The organism is Burkholderia pyrrocinia, assembly GCF_018417535.1.
Taxonomy (GTDB): domain Bacteria; phylum Pseudomonadota; class Gammaproteobacteria; order Burkholderiales; family Burkholderiaceae; genus Burkholderia; species Burkholderia pyrrocinia_E.
Map to the genome: position 1 here is coordinate 475518 of NZ_CP070978.1, position 15491 is coordinate 491008.

At 63.4% G+C, this 15491-nt stretch carries 22 protein-coding genes; all 22 read right to left on the reverse strand.

The window, feature by feature from the left end:
- Positions 1-306 (reverse strand): phage tail assembly protein, encoded by a 306-nt coding sequence (locus JYG32_RS20250; protein ID WP_015875774.1) that lies wholly within the window; start codon positions 304-306, stop codon positions 1-3.
- A 52-nt stretch (positions 307-358) separates the two neighbouring features.
- Positions 359-868 (reverse strand): phage major tail tube protein, encoded by a 510-nt coding sequence (locus JYG32_RS20255; protein WP_213266707.1) that lies wholly within the window; start codon positions 866-868, stop codon positions 359-361.
- Between the two features lie 55 nt (positions 869-923).
- Positions 924-2111: a phage tail sheath protein gene (locus JYG32_RS20260; RefSeq protein ID WP_213266708.1), complete on the reverse strand. Its 1188-nt coding sequence runs from the start codon at positions 2109-2111 to the stop codon at positions 924-926.
- 67 nt (positions 2112-2178) lie between these two features.
- The gene (locus JYG32_RS20265) at positions 2179-2511 is read right to left on the reverse strand and encodes a hypothetical protein (protein ID WP_119337303.1); all 333 of its coding nucleotides are present in this window, start codon (positions 2509-2511) and stop codon (positions 2179-2181) included.
- A gap of 50 nt (positions 2512-2561) precedes the next feature.
- Positions 2562-2972 (reverse strand): tail fiber assembly protein, encoded by a 411-nt coding sequence (locus JYG32_RS20270; protein WP_249744833.1) that lies wholly within the window; start codon positions 2970-2972, stop codon positions 2562-2564.
- Positions 2973-2983: 11 nt separating this feature from the next.
- Positions 2984-6421 carry a phage tail protein gene (locus JYG32_RS20275; protein ID WP_213266710.1) on the reverse strand — a complete coding sequence of 1146 codons (3438 nt, stop codon included), beginning with the start codon at positions 6419-6421 and terminating at the stop codon, positions 2984-2986.
- A 1-nt stretch (position 6422) separates the two neighbouring features.
- Positions 6423-6968 carry a phage tail protein I gene (locus tag JYG32_RS20280; RefSeq protein WP_213266711.1) on the reverse strand — a complete coding sequence of 182 codons (546 nt, stop codon included), beginning with the start codon at positions 6966-6968 and terminating at the stop codon, positions 6423-6425.
- On the reverse strand, positions 6958-7866 hold the full coding sequence (locus JYG32_RS20285; RefSeq protein ID WP_213266712.1) for a baseplate assembly protein: 909 nt from the start codon (positions 7864-7866) through the stop codon (positions 6958-6960). Before JYG32_RS20285 ends, JYG32_RS20280 begins: the two co-directional genes overlap by 11 nt.
- Complete coding sequence (locus tag JYG32_RS20290) at positions 7863-8237, reverse strand: GPW/gp25 family protein (RefSeq protein ID WP_213266713.1); 375 nt, start codon at positions 8235-8237, stop codon at positions 7863-7865. Before JYG32_RS20290 ends, JYG32_RS20285 begins: the two co-directional genes overlap by 4 nt.
- Positions 8237-8953: a phage baseplate assembly protein V gene (locus tag JYG32_RS20295; protein WP_213266714.1), complete on the reverse strand. Its 717-nt coding sequence runs from the start codon at positions 8951-8953 to the stop codon at positions 8237-8239. Before JYG32_RS20295 ends, JYG32_RS20290 begins: the two co-directional genes overlap by 1 nt.
- Positions 8954-9085: 132 nt before the next feature.
- Positions 9086-9559 carry a phage virion morphogenesis protein gene (locus JYG32_RS20300; protein ID WP_213266715.1) on the reverse strand — a complete coding sequence of 158 codons (474 nt, stop codon included), beginning with the start codon at positions 9557-9559 and terminating at the stop codon, positions 9086-9088.
- Positions 9556-10032 carry a phage tail protein gene (locus JYG32_RS20305; protein ID WP_213266716.1) on the reverse strand — a complete coding sequence of 159 codons (477 nt, stop codon included), beginning with the start codon at positions 10030-10032 and terminating at the stop codon, positions 9556-9558. The genes JYG32_RS20300 and JYG32_RS20305 overlap by 4 nt, the downstream gene beginning before the upstream one ends.
- Positions 10029-10271 carry an Rz1-like lysis system protein LysC gene (gene lysC / locus JYG32_RS20310; protein WP_249744834.1) on the reverse strand — a complete coding sequence of 81 codons (243 nt, stop codon included), beginning with the start codon at positions 10269-10271 and terminating at the stop codon, positions 10029-10031. Before lysC ends, JYG32_RS20305 begins: the two co-directional genes overlap by 4 nt.
- The gene (locus JYG32_RS38990; RefSeq protein ID WP_249744835.1) at positions 10159-10599 is read right to left on the reverse strand and encodes a protein lysB; all 441 of its coding nucleotides are present in this window, start codon (positions 10597-10599) and stop codon (positions 10159-10161) included. The genes lysC and JYG32_RS38990 overlap by 113 nt, the downstream gene beginning before the upstream one ends.
- Positions 10596-11045: a D-Ala-D-Ala carboxypeptidase family metallohydrolase gene (locus JYG32_RS20315; protein WP_213266718.1), complete on the reverse strand. Its 450-nt coding sequence runs from the start codon at positions 11043-11045 to the stop codon at positions 10596-10598. Before JYG32_RS20315 ends, JYG32_RS38990 begins: the two co-directional genes overlap by 4 nt.
- Positions 11046-11080: 35 nt before the next feature.
- Positions 11081-11485: a phage holin family protein gene (locus tag JYG32_RS20320; protein WP_015875760.1), complete on the reverse strand. Its 405-nt coding sequence runs from the start codon at positions 11483-11485 to the stop codon at positions 11081-11083.
- Positions 11473-11916 carry a hypothetical protein gene (locus tag JYG32_RS20325; RefSeq protein WP_213266719.1) on the reverse strand — a complete coding sequence of 148 codons (444 nt, stop codon included), beginning with the start codon at positions 11914-11916 and terminating at the stop codon, positions 11473-11475. The genes JYG32_RS20320 and JYG32_RS20325 overlap by 13 nt, the downstream gene beginning before the upstream one ends.
- Before the next feature lie 7 nt (positions 11917-11923).
- Positions 11924-12130 (reverse strand): tail protein X, encoded by a 207-nt coding sequence (locus tag JYG32_RS20330; protein ID WP_060336527.1) that lies wholly within the window; start codon positions 12128-12130, stop codon positions 11924-11926.
- The gene (locus JYG32_RS20335) at positions 12130-12630 is read right to left on the reverse strand and encodes a head completion/stabilization protein (protein WP_213266720.1); all 501 of its coding nucleotides are present in this window, start codon (positions 12628-12630) and stop codon (positions 12130-12132) included. Before JYG32_RS20335 ends, JYG32_RS20330 begins: the two co-directional genes overlap by 1 nt.
- A 95-nt stretch (positions 12631-12725) precedes the next feature.
- Positions 12726-13424: a phage terminase small subunit gene (gene gpM / locus JYG32_RS20340; protein ID WP_213266721.1), complete on the reverse strand. Its 699-nt coding sequence runs from the start codon at positions 13422-13424 to the stop codon at positions 12726-12728.
- Between the two features lie 9 nt (positions 13425-13433).
- Positions 13434-14471, reverse strand: coding sequence for a phage major capsid protein, P2 family (locus JYG32_RS20345; RefSeq protein ID WP_213266722.1), 1038 nt, complete (start codon positions 14469-14471; stop codon positions 13434-13436).
- A gap of 45 nt (positions 14472-14516) precedes the next feature.
- Positions 14517-15383 (reverse strand): GPO family capsid scaffolding protein, encoded by an 867-nt coding sequence (locus JYG32_RS20350; RefSeq protein ID WP_213266723.1) that lies wholly within the window; start codon positions 15381-15383, stop codon positions 14517-14519.
- Positions 15384-15491: the final 108 nt, after the last annotated feature.

The following is a 15491-nucleotide window of genomic DNA, read 5'->3' on the forward strand; positions in this document are numbered from 1 at the left end:
CTACGTCGGGGAGCCCATGCTTGCACGCATGGCCTTCGTCATAAAAAAACCGCTGACGATCCCGGCCAGTTGCAGCAGATCGGCGGGGTCCAGCTTCGACACATCGGCTTCGGTCAGCGTCGGCGTGGTGATACGCGGGAGCACCTTGTGCAGCGCCGACACGTCGAGGTTCACGAGATCGGACAGCGACACGCCGCGCAGTTCGCCGGAACCCGGCTTGCGCAGCGTGATCGCCTTGATTTCGTTGTCGCCCTGACGAATCGGTTGATCGAGCGTATGGGTGTTTTCGGTGTTCAGTTCTTTCATTTCGTTTCTCAGTGTGGTGAATGTCAGCGCGCGGACAGGCCGCGCATTGCGTTTAGACGCCGATGATCTTGCGGACCTGCGTGAGCGCATCCTTGCCGCCCACCAGTTCGATGAAGTTTTGCGCGTCGATTTCGATCACGGTTTCGCCATTGATGGAAAGCTTGAAGTAAGACAGCGCCAGCGTCCCTTTCGTCGTGGTGTCATCGCCCGCTTTCGCGGTGCCAAAATCGATTTCGGAATAACGACCGCGCCCGACGACTTCGACGGCGGTCCACTCGTCGTCGCTATCGTTCTTGTACGCTCCTGCGAAGCGCAGCATCACGCCATCGACGGACGCCGCGCCCCACTGGCTCAACATGTTCTTGTCGAGTCCGCCGAGCGACCATTCCATTTCCATCGCTTCCGGCCCGAAGTCGTATTTGACCGGCGCCACCATGCCGCCACCGCGCCATTCCTCCATCTTGCGCGTAAGCTTCGGCAGCGTCAGTTCCGCCGTCTGGCCGATATACGACACGCCGTTTTGAAACACGTTGAAGTGTTTCAGTTTGGACGGCATTCCCATTTTTCTATCCTCCCTTCCCTATGTTGGAGCCGGACCTGTTGTCCAGGCGGGTGCGTTACGCGTTCACCTGCGACGCGAAATCGGCCAGATACTGATCGGTGATCTTCTGGATCAGCGTGAGGTTTTCCAGCGGCGGCACAGGCGTGTAGTCGTAATTGATCACCGCCTTGCCGTCTTTCAGCGCCACAACGCCGTTCTGTTCCGCGTCGAACCACGCCGAGCCACCGATCAAACGGCCCTTCGTCGTCAGTTCACGCATCTTCGCGTTGATGCCCTCGATCACGTCGCGCGGCAGCGCCGGGACCATCACACCGTCGATCACGACCATCTGCGCTTCGGCCACCGTATCGGCGAGCACCTGCGCGGTGCGCACGTAGTTCTCGAACGCGAACAGCGGATCGTCGGACGCGGTGCGCGAGCCCCAAAACCGGAAGCCGTTTCGATTGATCAGCGTCGTGACCTGATTCTCGTTGAGGAAACCCGCATCGGTCGCCGGGTTCTGCAAATCCCACGAAACCGGCTTGCTGATCCCTTCGACGCCGTTCACCGCGACGTTCGAGAGCGTCTTGTGCCAGCCGGTTTGTTGATCGATCTTTGCGCGCAGGCCGACCGCATATGCGACGGCGGGCACTTCAACCTCTTTCGACGCTGCGTCGTCCCATGCGACGAAATCCGGCCAGATCACCATCACTTCGCGTTGACCGAACTTCTTCCGGTAGGCCACCGCCTCCTCCTGCGTGGCGACCAGTTCACCCGTTTCGTTGCGAGCCGCGACGTACGCCATCGCACGCAGCAGTTGCCCGGTGGATGCCAGCGCGTTCGCGACGGGCTGCGTATCGAGCCCCGGCACCGCCAGAATCCGCGGCTTCACCTGCACCACGGACGGCGCGGATTCAAGCGCCTTGAGCCCGGTTTTCGTGCCGTCGGCGTTCACGGTGCCGACAATGTTCGACGTGGTTTCCGCCGAATCCTTGCCTTGCGGGACGCGCACCACGACGGTGTACGGGCGGGTCTGTTTCTGGATCGCATCGAGCGTCGTGTACAGCGTGCCCTTTCGGCCCGCCTTGCCGAGCGCGGCCTGCACGTTCGTGAGCAGCACCGGCTTGTTCAGCGGGAACGTGATCGGGTCGGCATCGTCGCCGGTACACACGACACCGATAACGGCCGTCGAGATCGTGGTGATCGGACGGACGCCGGTGTTATCTTCAACGACGGTTACGCCGTGGTGATAGTCCTGCGCCATGATTGTTCTACTCCCTTGATATTGGATTGACGCGGCCCGGATCTGGACCGCACGTCATCGGTTCCGATCAGTCGGCGATGATTTCGGCGCCCGAGAACGCGTAACGGTTCGGCGCGTATTGCTTCAACGTGGCGTCGCCGTCCTCACCCTCTGGAACGGGTGCCACCAGTGCGGCTTCCACGTACGCCTTCGGATCTTTCCCGGCCTTCGGCACGCCCTCGACACTCAGCATCGAGTTTGCGAGCGGCGTGCGATTGGCACGGCGTGCCGCGTCGTCATAGAAACTCGACATCTGCACGGACGTACTGTTGGCCGCGTAATTGATCGTCACCGAGTCGATACGGTGAATGCTGGCGGGAGCGCCCGACAGTTCGACGGTGATCGTTTTCTTGAGGGTCATTGATGGAATCTCCGAAAAAGGTTCAGTAAATGGTTCGACAACGTTCCGGCTCAGACAGGCAGAACCGGCCATACAACATTCAGAGGGAACCCGGCCTGCTGCGGCACGTCGCGCAATGCAGCGCGGTACTTTCGAAGCGCCGCTTCGCGGTCGGCATTGCCAGCATCCGCCGCTTGTTCGACCAATGGATCGACCTGTGCAAGCAGCGCGTCGCGCTCGCGCCGCACACGCGCGGCGGCGTCGATCACTTCGAATTCCGCTTCGAACTCCGGCCACCAACTCAACAGATCGGCCGGGCTCGGCTGCGGAATGTCGCGCGGATGCCAGATCGGCACCCACGCCGATTTCGTTTGCTCGTATGACTTCTCATCGACAGGGTGCGCGACCCAATAATCCTTGCAGCGAACAAGCTGCGGGAATTTCTTCGACAGAATGAAGGCCGCTTGCTCGACGTGCAGCATGAAATTTTTCGTCATTGGTTCCTCAGTACTACACCGTAGACCACGATCGCGTTTGCCGTCCCGTTGCCCGGGCCGCTCAATCCGCAAACGACCCACGGCGCCGGCAGTGCGCCATTGAGGCGATCCACGGTGCCGAAGTTGTTCACGCCGGAATCCCACTGCACGCGCGCGCCTGCACTCGCTCGCGCGTTGATGTTTCCCCAGATATCGTCAATTTCGGCGCTCAGGTAGCGGCCGCGCCACGTCAGGTTCAGATTCCCGTCCGTGTTGAGAATCTGGGTACCGCGCATGTACATCGTTCCCCAATCGTCAACGGACCACGAAACAGCGTTGTACGCACTGTTGATGATTTCCATGCCGCCGCCGTCGCGCGCACGAAGGTACGTCCACGAGTCGTAACCGGGGCGGTTATTGCGCAAGCCGATATCGGCCTGCCAGCCGTCGCGGTTCAAGGTGGGCCGGCTGTAGAAGCGCGAGTTCGTCGTGACATGGATATCCGAATTGAATACAACTCGGTTGTCGGCGTTGTAGACGATGATCGGGTTTGCCTGCCATGAACCGTCCGGTTTCATGGTCGCCCACGCCGAATAGTTGCCGTTCATCGTGCCGTGAATCCACGCCTGCGAGGTGCCGTCCGCTCGCGCGAGCACGAAGCCGCGCGCATCCGTGTTGTTTGGTTGCTTGACGCGTAGGTCGCCGGTCGCCGTGTCACCAGCCTTGTTCATCTTCGAGTTCGGATCGAAGTTGCCGGTATCGAACGGCGTCAGCCCACCCGCCCATGTCGGGCGCTTGGCGAGCGAAACAACCTGCGTGCTACGGGCAACGTCCAGCACCTTGGACTGAGTGGTGCCGTCATCGGCCCACGCGGTCATTGCAAAATCGTCGGTATCCGTTTTGCCAACCGCGAAGCGCGTCTTCGTGCTGTTCTTGAAATAGATGGTGGCCCACGACGAACCGCCATCGACAGCGAACCCGAGCCCGCGAACAAGACCTGCCGCGTTGAGAATGGAGCCGTCGTCGGCCGCCCCGCCGATCAATACGCGTCCACCACTCTGCATCAGCACCATGTTTCCAACGGCAGAGCCGTTGCCGCGAGTGATCCACATCGCGTTCATGGATGCCGAGTAATTGTCGTTGACCGTGCGAAGGGCAAATGTCCCGTCACCACCCTGCAGGAATTCCCACTGCTTCTGATCAGCGGCGCCGCCCTCACGTCGCAGGATGATCGACGTCTGACCCGTGCCGGAGCCGTTTGAAGCGACCAGCGCACCAACCCCGCTCGACGCCTTGATCGGGCCATTCGCCTGGACCAGTGCGCTACTGCCGTCCTCGCCGGTTGCACCGACCACCAACTTACCGGTTGCCGTGACACGCGCGCGTTCGGTCCCGCCCGCGCTGAACGTGAGCGCACCCGCGCCGATTGTGGAACTGCCGTAGAAACCGATATTCGGCCCGTTGGCACCCTTGTAGATGCCAATCAGCCCGGAATCACCGACGCCTTGCCCGTTGATGAAGTAGTTCGCAGCGCGCACACTGCCAGACACCTGCGCCGTGTTCGAGCCGTCATCGGCCGTCGGCCCCATCAGTACGCGGCCGTTATTGGGCGCGAGCGCAACGGTCTGAATCGCGTTGCTGTTGGCCTGTCGAGCTACGTTGATCCACGGGACGCCGGACGTCCATCCATCCGTGACGGCTCGACCCTGAAAGATGCCGTCGCCTGCCTTGAAATCCCACACCTTCATGTCTGCGCCGGACGTGGCGGACTTGAAGATGATCGTGCCCCCGGCATTGTTCCCAAGCAACACGCCGGACCCCATTGCGGCAAGCCCGTTGCCGGGAGCCGCGCCCGTGAATGACGCGGCGCCGCCGACTTGAAGTGCGCTGTAGAAGTCATCGGGTGTTCCGCCGATCAGCACACGGTTTGTCGCGCCAGCGACAAACCGCATCGTTTCCTTCGCATTGTTGGCGACCGCAAACACGCCGTCCGCGACGTGGAAGAAACCCGTGTCCGGTGCGCCGTCGTTCACGAACGAAATGCCGGGCTTGTCTACCGTGCCTTCAGCCGCAAGAATCTGCCCGGCCATCGTGAACCCCGTCGTCTGTGCCGGATTCGGTAGATTGCTCGTGTTCCACACCTCGTTTCCGACCACGGTCAGGTTCTTTTTCGCGAAGTCAAATGCGAACATCGCCCCCGTGGACGGGAGGTAGAACCCGGCACTGTTCCCGGTGCCGAAGAAGTATCCGCCGCTCGGGCCGAGCAGCATGCGCGCCTCGTTCGCACCATTGCTGACGTTGAGCATGCCCTTGACGGCCAGTTGGCCGCCGACATACGTCCCGGAGCCGCCCTTTGCGTCGAGTGTCACAGCCCCTGTGCCCATGTTCACGGTAAGCGGTCGGTAGCCGTTCCACGATGCCGAGGCGCCGCTCGAATCGGTCAGCATCAGATAGAAATCTGATCCGTCATTTCGAAGGATCACATCACGGCCGTTCTGCAATCGAATATTGGCGCCGCCAGCGTCGAGCCCCGACGAGGTGACGCCGCCGGAGAACGTGCCGTCACCCGCAACCTGAAATTGCGTCGCGCCGTCGTCGTTCCGATTGCCGACGACGACCCGTCCGCCGTAAGTGATCCGCATCGCGCGGATCTGGTTCGCGTCGCTGTTCGAGTCATTGGGCGTGCGGTTGATCCAGAAGTCCAGGTATTCCCGGCCCCACGTCCCGGCGTCGTAACCCGCGCGGACCGTCGCGACGAGTCGTGCATTGGTGTCAGCAGTGCCCGCCGCGAACGTGCCATGAAAACGCAGCTTCGCATCGCGGTTCAGCGCTCCAGAGGATGCCGCGATCGCAAGCTGCGCGTCCTGATCGGTCGGCGCCGACGTGACGCTCACCGGTCCCGTGAACTTCGGGCGAATGAGGGGCGCATACCATCCGGCAGCAGTCTTAGGCGTCAGCGCGCGCAGCGCATCCTTGCCCTCGTTGACCTCCTCCTGTGTCGCCAGCTCGATGACACCCTGCACCGTTTCCGATGCAGGCGGATTCAGAAACGATGCGTCGCCGAAAACGAGTTTCGTCGCGTCGATCGACACAAACTGCATGTCGGACGCCAGCATCAGGTAAGCGGCGGGCGACTTCTCCATGATCGGGGTACTTTGCACGTACACCGCCACCAGCACGCCGTTTTCCAGATAGAGCCCGTATCCGTACAACGAATATTGATCGCTCGTCGTGTCCTGAATCGTGACGTGGATTGTGTCTTTCGAAACGTTTTTGCCGCCGAACGTGTTCACGCGCTTGCGCTCGTTCGGCATGACCGTCATCGCCGGGTCGAACACGAACGCCGCCGTACACAGACCGACTTCTGTCACGCGATGCTCGTTCGTACCCGTGTTGCCCTGCGCGACCAACGCAGCGCGCCCGGCATCGGTTACTCGAATGAAATTCCCTGCCATGTCATTGTTCCGTCAACGTCAGACGACGATAGAGCGCGGCCTGTCCGCCTGCACCAATACCGATCGAGCCACTAAGGGAAAAGCCCTGCGTGAAGGTGTAGTGGGCGCGCACGGGCTTCGCGCGATCGACTTCCGCGAGAATGTCGGCGATATACGATGCGGTCGGCGGGTTGCCGTCCTGCGCCGCGACCGTCATCACCATGTCGAATGTGTACGGCTTGCCGGGCGGTTCTTGCTCGAACCATTCCCGCAAAGCGATGTTTCCGCCGAAGCTTTCGACCACTTCGCGGACAGCCGCGGCCGTGCCGTTCTTGCGCGCGATCGGGATAGCGGCCTTCACACGGGCGCGCTTGATGCGCTCGGGCCAGTCGTCTTTCCACGTCACAACGCCCAGGTGCCACGCGAGCCACGGCAGCAGATCGAGCCGGATCGTGTCCGGGTTCATCAGGTCACGAATCGGCACCGGCACCTCGCCAAGCCGCGCATTCGCGGCCGCGATCGCGCGCAGTAGCGGCGACGCATTCGGCGGCAGCAGATCACCCGCCATAGACGCCTCCCGGGGTGATCTTGACCGCCCGGCAGTACGGTGCCTGCGTTGCGGAAATCTCAACGTCAGCGGTCGGCGCATTCAACTTGACGCGCTCGACACCGTTCACGTGCAACGCAGCGTAGATGCCGGACAACGTGACCTCGCGGCCGATGCGGTGCGTTTCATAGACGTAGGCCGCGAGCTTCGCGTCAGCCTCTTTCAGTACGACACTCGAATCCGGCCCGGGGAACGTGAACAGCACCGCGTCGACCCCGTAACCGATGATCGTTGCACCACGCACCGTCACCTTGTCAGTGAGCGGGCGCACGTCGTCCGCGCGAAGCGCCGCCGTCACGGCGTCGATCACTTCTTTGGACGGCGTGCCGTCGCCGTCGCGCGACAAGACCGTCACCAGTACCTCACCGGGCGCCGGGCTCGTTGCCGATGCGTCGAGCACCGAGCCATGAGCCGCAAGCGCGTGCGAACGATATGCGCCCTCCGGACCCGCGACGGAATATCCTTGCGGCGCCAACTGCGTGCGATAGCGCAGATCGCTGTTTTCTTCCATGACGGCTGGGGTACCCGCTTCCGGATCTGCTGGCGTGATTTCCAGACGCTTGACGCCGAGCAGCGCGGCCAGTTGATCCAGATCGCCGTCCATTGCGAACGCCAGCATGACCGCACGCGCTGCGTCGTTCACGCGTTGCCGCAGGTACATTTCGCGGTACACGCTTTCTTGCAGGAGGATCATGATTGGTTCCGATTCCAGTTCGAGCGCGGCGGCCACTTCCGCGCGCCGATCCTCTGGCACGAGCGACAGGAGCCCGGCCTTGCGCTCTGCGAGCATTGCCTCAAAATCGATTTCCTCGACAACATCGGGTGCGGGCAGGCGCGACAGATCGATCGGGGTACTCATGCGCCGATACCCTCAACGGCAACCGACGTTTGAAAATCGACGGACGCACCGCGAACCGTCGTATAGCCTTCCACGATTACCGGCAACGTCCCGGCCGCGAATTGGCCGGACGTGATCGCGTCCTGATCGATCGAGACACGCGTGAGCGTCAGCCGAGGTTCCCACCGCATCAACGCGGTTGCGACGGCCGCGTACACCTGCGTGAGCACGCCTTGATTGCCGGGTGCGTCGATCTGGTCCGGCAGGTCCGAGCCGAACAAGCGCCGCTTAACGCGCGTGCGCAACGGCGTCGAAAAGATGATGGCGATCGACTGGCGCAGGTGATCGACGCCTTCAACGTATCGCCCGGTCTGTGCGTTCATGCCGATCATCACGCCCCCGCGAGCGGCGACGACACGAGCGCGAATTCTCCCTGCGCCCGGTGCGGGTGGAATCTGAGGCTGATGTCGCCAGCCTTTACGTCGTCCGTGAAATGGGCCGAGCCACGAATCTGCATAACCGGACCCGCCCCACCCTCACCCGATTCTCCGGTCGCACCACTCAGGAACTTGAACGGACCTTCGACCGTGAACGCACCCTTACACGTCGTTTGCTTTGCATCGAGCGTGACGGTTTCGGCCTTGACGGTCGCGTCCTGCGTTTCGATCAGCACGGACGCGGGCGCAGCGAAATGGATCGTGGCACCCGCAGGCAACGCAACCGTGAGCGCGTGGCTCGCGTCGTCGTAGACGATCCGGCCGCCGTCGGCGAACACGATCATGTGCTCGCTCGGGCTCGTGCTCGGTGCGGGATAGTCGTCGGCATACTCGGCGCCGGACACCACGCCTTGCGACGGATCACCGCCCGGGCAGTCGATCACCACCGGCTCGCCGATGCTCGGCGCGCTCCATGTGCGGACCTTGCCCGCACGCGTGGCTTTCCACGGGAGCCAGTTCGTCGTGAGCCCTTCGCCGTCGGTGTCAGGGTCGCCGACGGCAACGCGGCACCGGGGCGCGGTCGGATCGGCCAGATCGAGCGCAACCACGCGGCCGCGCAGAATGCCGTTCCGCTGTTGTCGCTGTGCTTCGTTCGCCTGTGCCTGTCCCACGTGTGCCTCGCCGCTGTATCAATCGATACGCCATCGTGCCGCGCGCGCGATCGACAGGCGAGCGACGGCGCCACGGCTCAGGCCGGGTACAAAATCAGCGAGGGATACGCGACGGCCGCGCGCGACCGAGCGTCAGCGGGAGGAAAGGTGTTTGAGGTAGTGGTCGCGAATCATGCCGCGCTCGGGCTCAGTGAAGCCGAGCAGCACGCGACGGGGATACCGGTATTCCGGCCCGCCCGGCGCCACCGGGGCGCGCTCGCCGTGTTGGTGGACGGCTGCAATCTGCGCGACACGCCCGGCGAATCCGACCGTGCCGCCGTCGGCTGTCGCCGCGACCGTCATAAACCGCGTCGTGCGCAGCTTCATGAACATGGCCTGCCGCCTGATCCGGCCCGCACTGGCGCGCGCAGGCGGGCGTTTGCCCGACGCACGCTTTCGTGGCTCGAACGGCGTCCCGTCGGGGTTCGTTTGCTTCGCGACACGGGCCGACTGGCTGCGCCGCAGGTCGCGCACGATGGCGCGCAGCACGCCGCGCCGTTGCGCGGGCGTGAGCTTCGCGAGCAGTTCGCCCACCCACGAATCGAGTGCGGTTAGATCGTCCGTCACCGTCTGCGCGCCACGAGGATTGTTTCAACCGGGTCGAGCAGCCATGCGGCCGAGTCCACATCGACATTACCGGGTGCGCTGTCTTCCACGGACGCATACGACCGGGTACCGTCCGGCGCCACCGTCACGACGACGTTTTCGGTCAGGGGGACGCGAATCGACAGGTCGACGGCGCCATTGTTCAACACGTCCGCTTCGAACGTGATCCCGTTCTGCCGGGTGTCCGGGTTCTGCACGATATCCGGCTGATTGCGCTTCGCCCATTCGGTAATGTCGCCCATGAGCGCGAACGTCGATCCGGCGAAATCGAGAAGCACAATGCGCGCCACGTAGCGAATCACGTACGACGGCGCAGGCGACGCGTTCGATTCGACCACGCCCTCATCAACGAACACGAGCAGCCGATCGGGGTTTTCGGGCAGGTACGCAACGGCGCCCGTGATCGCGGCACGCAACGAATCGAGCTTTTTCACCGTGCGCCGTCCGGATCTGCGACCGTAGCCGCGCGCTCGGCGCGCGCCTGGCACTCGGCGATCGCATCGACCGTCGCCGCACACTGCGCCCATGCGGCCTTCGTCATCAGCAGCGCTGCATTCATGTCACGGTTCGTTTGCGGCGCCATCGCAGGCAGCGCGCACCGCGTCACCGGCTGGCACGCGCTGAAGGTAATCACAGGCGCCGGTGAGATCGGGGCTTGTTTGCAGGCGGGCAACGTCAGCAGGCAGGACAGTATCAGCCCATGCGCGAGATTCGGGCGTTTCATTCAGGATTCTCCGGGTTGCGGCTTCGATGCGCGCCTGCGCCGTGCTGATCTGCGTGCGCGTTGTGTCGAGCCGCCGTTGTAGTTCGGCGTTTGACTGCGCGCTTGCGGCGAGTCGCGCAATCGTCTGATCGCGCGCCGTCACCTGATCGCGCGCAGCGCGTGCGGCCTGCTGTGCGGCCGCAACGTCCGCATGGAGCGATTGGATATAGCGAACGCCGCCCCATGCGGCGAGCGCAGCCGCGCCGATCGCCAGCAGCTTCGCGACGAGCGGATTCATGCGCCCACCGTGTACGACGCCGATTCGCCACTGAAATGAGCGGTCAGCACCTGCCGACGGGGCTTCACGCCGTCGGCCGCGAGGCCGATATGCACCCACCGGCCGCCCTCGTGAATGAGCTGATCGAACGCGAGATTCGACGCCGCCAGCTTGCGCACGACGTCAAGCGGTGCGCCGAACTTCGGGCAAACGAAATCGGCCGCGATCCCGGCAAGGTGCGCGCTATTGGCGACGCCGCCCACCGCGCGATTCAGTGCCGGGCAGCGATAGCCCGAAGTGATCTGCATCGGCTTGCCGCCGAGCAGCACGCGGGCCTGTTCCAGCGTCTGCGCCAGACGCCGCAGGTTTTCGACTGTCGCGGCCGACGGCGAGTTGTCGATATGCCGCGTGCGCGCTACGTCGCTCGCGGTCAGTTCTTCGAGTGTGAAATGGTCCGTCAACTGCATAGTGCCTCCCTGATTGCCTGCATGCGGAGCGCGCCTTATCTGCCCGCGTCTGCCCCGCGATCCACTTCGCGCAACGCGCGATCGAGCGCCCGATCGAGCACCCGCGAACCGCCGTACCCGGCGAGCGTGATAACGCCCGCCTCAAGCACCGCTTGAAAATTCATCCATTCGGACGCGAAGAACGCCAGCAGCCCGGCCACGAGCGACACCACCAGATCCTTGGCGATTTCCAGCCCGATCGAGCGAACCGGCGCCACGTCGGCCGCAAGCTTCTGCAACGTGCTCGCGAGGCCGCCAATGAACGACAGGAACAGGCACAGCGTCACGGCCGCGAGCGGGATGCTCGACAGATCGTCGCCGAACGTGACCGTTGCCGCCCACGCGGACGGCGGCCACACCACCGCCAGCCAGACCCACCGATACCGAATCAGGTTTTGCACGCAGCCCTCCGATGACGTTTTTCGAATTGATCGTGGAACGCCAGCACCAGACTGGTAACGGCCATTCCGACATACAGCAGATAAGCACCCCACGCGTCGCCGAGGATTGGCGCAAACACGAAGGGCGGCACGAGATAGCAGAACGCCGCGCCCACGTAGAGCCCGTGGCGGTGCCGCACGAGCCATACGCACGCGCAACGTTGCGGCAGGACGCCGTTCAGCAGCACATCGGCGACCTGCACCATTGCAATTCCGATCATGGCGAGCGTCAGGATTGCGCCTGGCAAACCCTCCCGCCGCATCATCATGTCCGCGAGCGCGTACGGTGCCGACACGCTGCGCGTGACGACCACTAGCGCGAGCACCGCATACAGCGCGCGGAACGCGACAGCGCGCGCGCCGTGATCGTGAAAACCGGGGTCTTTTCGCATACGAACCTCAATCGAATAGCTGAACCAGCGGCGCCGTTCCCGCGATCCCCGTCGGGTCCGGCATTTCGACCTCGAACCCGAGCGGAAGAAACAGGCCGATATCGGCCAAGCCCGGGTTCGCCTCTAACACCGCCTCGACCACGCCATCGGTGCGGCCGTACCAACGCCAGCAGAGCGCGTCGACGGTTTCGTTTTGTTGTGCGCGTGCCTTCATCAGATCAGGTCCACCGTGACGCGTCGGCGGCGCATGATGTCCGAGACGGCCCAATACGCGTCACGCCGCGCGTCTTCCGGCAGGCAATCCAGCGCCTCCGCTCGGCGCGCACCACTGGCCGACGTGTCGTAACCGCGATAGCGCTCAACCAGCCACGCGAGCGCCCATGCGCACACGGCCCGGCGAAAGCGCGACACCTGCACATTCACGCCGTCCACCTCGCCGCTCAGGGTTGCCGCCAGATCGGCCGCACCTTCGCGTTCACGATCCGCGCGCCACTCGGCGAGCACGTCGCGGGTATGCGCGATGCCCTCGACCAACGCATCGCGAAATCGCGAATCGGTGATCGTGCCGTCTTGCAGGCGCATCACCTCACGGGCGACGCGCAGATCGATTTCCGGAAACCATCCGTCGCCCGGGATGATCGGGGCGACAGCAGGATCGGCCGGTTTCGGTGCGGTCGCGGCCGGAACGGGCGCGGTAGAGACGAAATCATTCATCGCGGCACCGTTCAGGGTGGCGGTGGACGCGTGCCGCTTGGCAAGGCGCGATGCCTGCCGCCCGGCACGCGTGCCGCCACGTCGCGAGGGACGCGTTACGCATCCGTGCCCTCACCATCGGGGCCGGGTGCAGGTTCTTTGCCGGACAGCAGCGTTTCGAGCCGCGCGATATCGCGCTTCACGCCGATCTTGTCGTTCAGCTCGAACGCGCGGCGAAACGCGGCAAGCGCGGAATCCGGGTCGATCGCAGTCAGCGCCACGCCGTACGCCTTGAACAGCTTCGCGCGGATCTGATCGACCATATCGAAAGGCGCGGTCAGATCGATCACTTCGGCCAGCAGGTCCGACGGCACGTCAGCCGTGTCGGCGAACCCTTCCGCCACCGTCGCCGGTAGCGTGCGGTCGAAATGTGCGGGCATGGTCAACCCGTGGCGGATCGCGTATCGGGCAATATCCATCGCCTCGCCCATGTCGCCGGCGTCGAGCCGCCACAGCATGATCGTTGTCACCACGTCATCCTGACCGCCTGCGTCGCGTTCCAGCACTTCGCTGATGTACGGCACATAGTCGGGCAGGATTTCGCGCTTGATTTCGACCTTCCGCTCGACGGATTGCGTTTCCTTCAATCGCCGCTGATCCGTCGCGAGCTTCGCGCGCATCATTTCGTACGCCCTGTCCTGCCCGCGTTGCGTGCTCGCCGCGACCTCGCCGCGCGTGTCGCCGGGTTCGGCGACGAACGCGGCCGACGCGGCGACGCGCATCAAATGCCGAGTGATCGGGGTATGTCGCGTCATCGCCGCACCTTACTGACCGCCCACGGGTGCAGGCGCACCCGCGAACTCGACGTTCTCGATCAGGCAACCGGCGCCGAAATCCTCGACCACATACGCTTCGTTGCTCGATTCGAAGAACTCGACTTGATCGCGCTTCGGGTTGTCGATCACGGCGCGTCGACGGCCGCTGATTTGCCAGTAGATCGACAGGTTTTTCGGGATGGTGATGAACAGCTTGCCGCGCGGCATGAAAGGCACCTGCATAGCTCGCAGATTGCCGATGCGCTTCTGGCTGATGACCAGTCCGGCCGCGAGCGATTCGGTCGGCGGGTTGTCGCGATCGAGAATCGGGAAATACTTGTCCAGGAGCGTATCGCGGCCGCACAGCACGACCAGTTCCGGACTTTCCGCATACCACGGCTCGATCAGTGAATTCGTCGCCTCGTACACGAGCGCGTCGAGGTTCTTGTAATCGCCATCGGCGCCGCCGATCACCAGCTTGCCCGAGCCCTTCTTTCCTTCGCTGATCACACGATCCTTGCCCTGATCGCGGTACTTCTGCAGCCAGCCCTTGTTCACGTCTTCGAGATTCGGGTTCTTCGTGCGATCGGACGTTGCGGCCCGGCCAACACCATTGAAGCCGATACGAATCCGGTCGAGCGCTTGTTGCTGCGCGTTCACGTCTCGCACCATCGTCTGGAAATTCGGGAACTGCGCCCACGCGTCGAGCTTGCTGTACTTCAAATGCGTGTCGAAATTCGTCTGCGTGCAGACATACGCGTTCGGGTCCATGTCGGTCAGATCGACAGTGGTTCGATCCGTCTTCGAGGTGTCCGTCGTGCTCGCAATCGGCGCGCCGATCAGCAGACCGAGTTTTTCGCCCATCTGTTCGGTGACGCCCTGTACGTTGATGCTTTGCAGGAACGCCGCCGATTCTTGAATACGCTTTTCGAGCGTTTGTTGGACGCTCGGCGCGACCGCGAATTTTTCCGCAACGCTCGCGACGCCGTTCAGCTTCGCGATGTTGTCCATGTAGCGCGTCAGCGCGCGCCGGGTAATCGGGTTCATGTGTTCTCCGGTGATTCGATGTGTGGTGAGTGAGCCCGGCCGCCGTCAGCAGTCAGTCGCTTCCCAATCAGCGCCGCCCTTGGCGCTCGGTCGCGCGCCCGAGCCCGGTTCGCTTTCGAGTTGCTTGCTCAGAGTGTTGAACGCTTCGCGGTCTTTCTCGCGGTCGGCCTTCAACGCCGCGATATCGCGTGTCAGACCATCGATCACGACCTGTTGCGACGCACTGTGGAACGACAGCCGCGTGATCAGGTCGGCGTTCGTCGAATCGCCTTGCGCAAACTCGCCTGCCTTCGCGGCGCCGCCCTTCGATGCGTCGGCGGCCGGTGCCGGGGACTTCGGCGAGAAGCCGAACATTTCGGCGAACTTCGCCACCACGGCCGACGCAATCGACGTAGACGACGCGGCAGGATCAACGGGTTCGTCGCCGATGAGCGATGCCGCGTCGACCTCGACACCAATCGAAAACAGATTCTCCGGTGCCCCCTTGCGGGACTTGAAGTGGTCCGGGTGTTGCCGCGAGAACGTGAGGATTTCGGTTCCGAGACTTGCGGGACTGTCCGTCACGCCGATGCCGAACAGGTATGCCTTGCCCGTCTTTGCGAAATCCGGCGCAATCTCGACGCTCGTATAGACCTTCTGGCGAGCCTTCACCATTGCCTTGAGATCGTCCGTCGGATCGATCTGTGCGAACAGCGCAAGCTTGCCGTCCTCGACCTCGCGTGCCTCGACGGCCCGGACGTCGCCATACGCGCGGAACGGACCATCCGGCATGGTTCCCCGGTAGTGTTCGAGGAATACGCGCGCGCCGTACTTCGCCGGGTCGTACGTGCTCGCCATTTCCTCGATCTGTTGTCGCGTGATGTCGCGACCGTCTGTCGTCGCGCCCTCCGTTGCCACCCGCACAAACTTCATTGTGTTTTCTCCCTGTTGATTCCTGTCCGCTTATCGAGCGTGAACACCATCGTGCGTGAGCACCGCCAACGCTTCAATGCACGCTCCCGTGTGACAGGCCGGGTACAG

Excerpts from the sequence above, each read along its gene's own strand:
- JYG32_RS20250 (WP_015875774.1), bottom strand. The coding sequence starts at position 306 with ATGAAAGAACTGAACACCGAAAACACCCATACGCTCGATCAACCGATT.
- JYG32_RS20255 (WP_213266707.1), bottom strand. The coding sequence starts at position 868 with ATGGGAATGCCGTCCAAACTGAAACACTTCAACGTGTTTCAAAACGGC.
- JYG32_RS20260 (WP_213266708.1), bottom strand. The coding sequence starts at position 2,111 with ATGGCGCAGGACTATCACCACGGCGTAACCGTCGTTGAAGATAACACC.
- JYG32_RS20265 (WP_119337303.1), bottom strand. The coding sequence starts at position 2,511 with ATGACCCTCAAGAAAACGATCACCGTCGAACTGTCGGGCGCTCCCGCC.
- JYG32_RS20270 (WP_249744833.1), bottom strand. The coding sequence starts at position 2,972 with ATGCTGCACGTCGAGCAAGCGGCCTTCATTCTGTCGAAGAAATTCCCG.
- JYG32_RS20275 (WP_213266710.1), bottom strand. The coding sequence starts at position 6,421 with ATGGCAGGGAATTTCATTCGAGTAACCGATGCCGGGCGCGCTGCGTTG.
- JYG32_RS20280 (WP_213266711.1), bottom strand. The coding sequence starts at position 6,968 with ATGGCGGGTGATCTGCTGCCGCCGAATGCGTCGCCGCTACTGCGCGCG.
- JYG32_RS20285 (WP_213266712.1), bottom strand. The coding sequence starts at position 7,866 with ATGAGTACCCCGATCGATCTGTCGCGCCTGCCCGCACCCGATGTTGTC.
- JYG32_RS20290 (WP_213266713.1), bottom strand. The coding sequence starts at position 8,237 with ATGATCGGCATGAACGCACAGACCGGGCGATACGTTGAAGGCGTCGAT.
- JYG32_RS38990 (WP_249744835.1), bottom strand. The coding sequence starts at position 10,599 with ATGAATCCGCTCGTCGCGAAGCTGCTGGCGATCGGCGCGGCTGCGCTC.
- JYG32_RS20315 (WP_213266718.1), bottom strand. The coding sequence starts at position 11,045 with ATGCAGTTGACGGACCATTTCACACTCGAAGAACTGACCGCGAGCGAC.
- JYG32_RS20325 (WP_213266719.1), bottom strand. The coding sequence starts at position 11,916 with ATGCGAAAAGACCCCGGTTTTCACGATCACGGCGCGCGCGCTGTCGCG.
- JYG32_RS20330 (WP_060336527.1), bottom strand. The coding sequence starts at position 12,130 with ATGAAGGCACGCGCACAACAAAACGAAACCGTCGACGCGCTCTGCTGG.
- JYG32_RS20335 (WP_213266720.1), bottom strand. The coding sequence starts at position 12,630 with ATGAATGATTTCGTCTCTACCGCGCCCGTTCCGGCCGCGACCGCACCG.
- gpM (WP_213266721.1), bottom strand. The coding sequence starts at position 13,424 with ATGACGCGACATACCCCGATCACTCGGCATTTGATGCGCGTCGCCGCG.
- JYG32_RS20345 (WP_213266722.1), bottom strand. The coding sequence starts at position 14,471 with ATGAACCCGATTACCCGGCGCGCGCTGACGCGCTACATGGACAACATC.
- JYG32_RS20350 (WP_213266723.1), bottom strand. The coding sequence starts at position 15,383 with ATGAAGTTTGTGCGGGTGGCAACGGAGGGCGCGACGACAGACGGTCGC.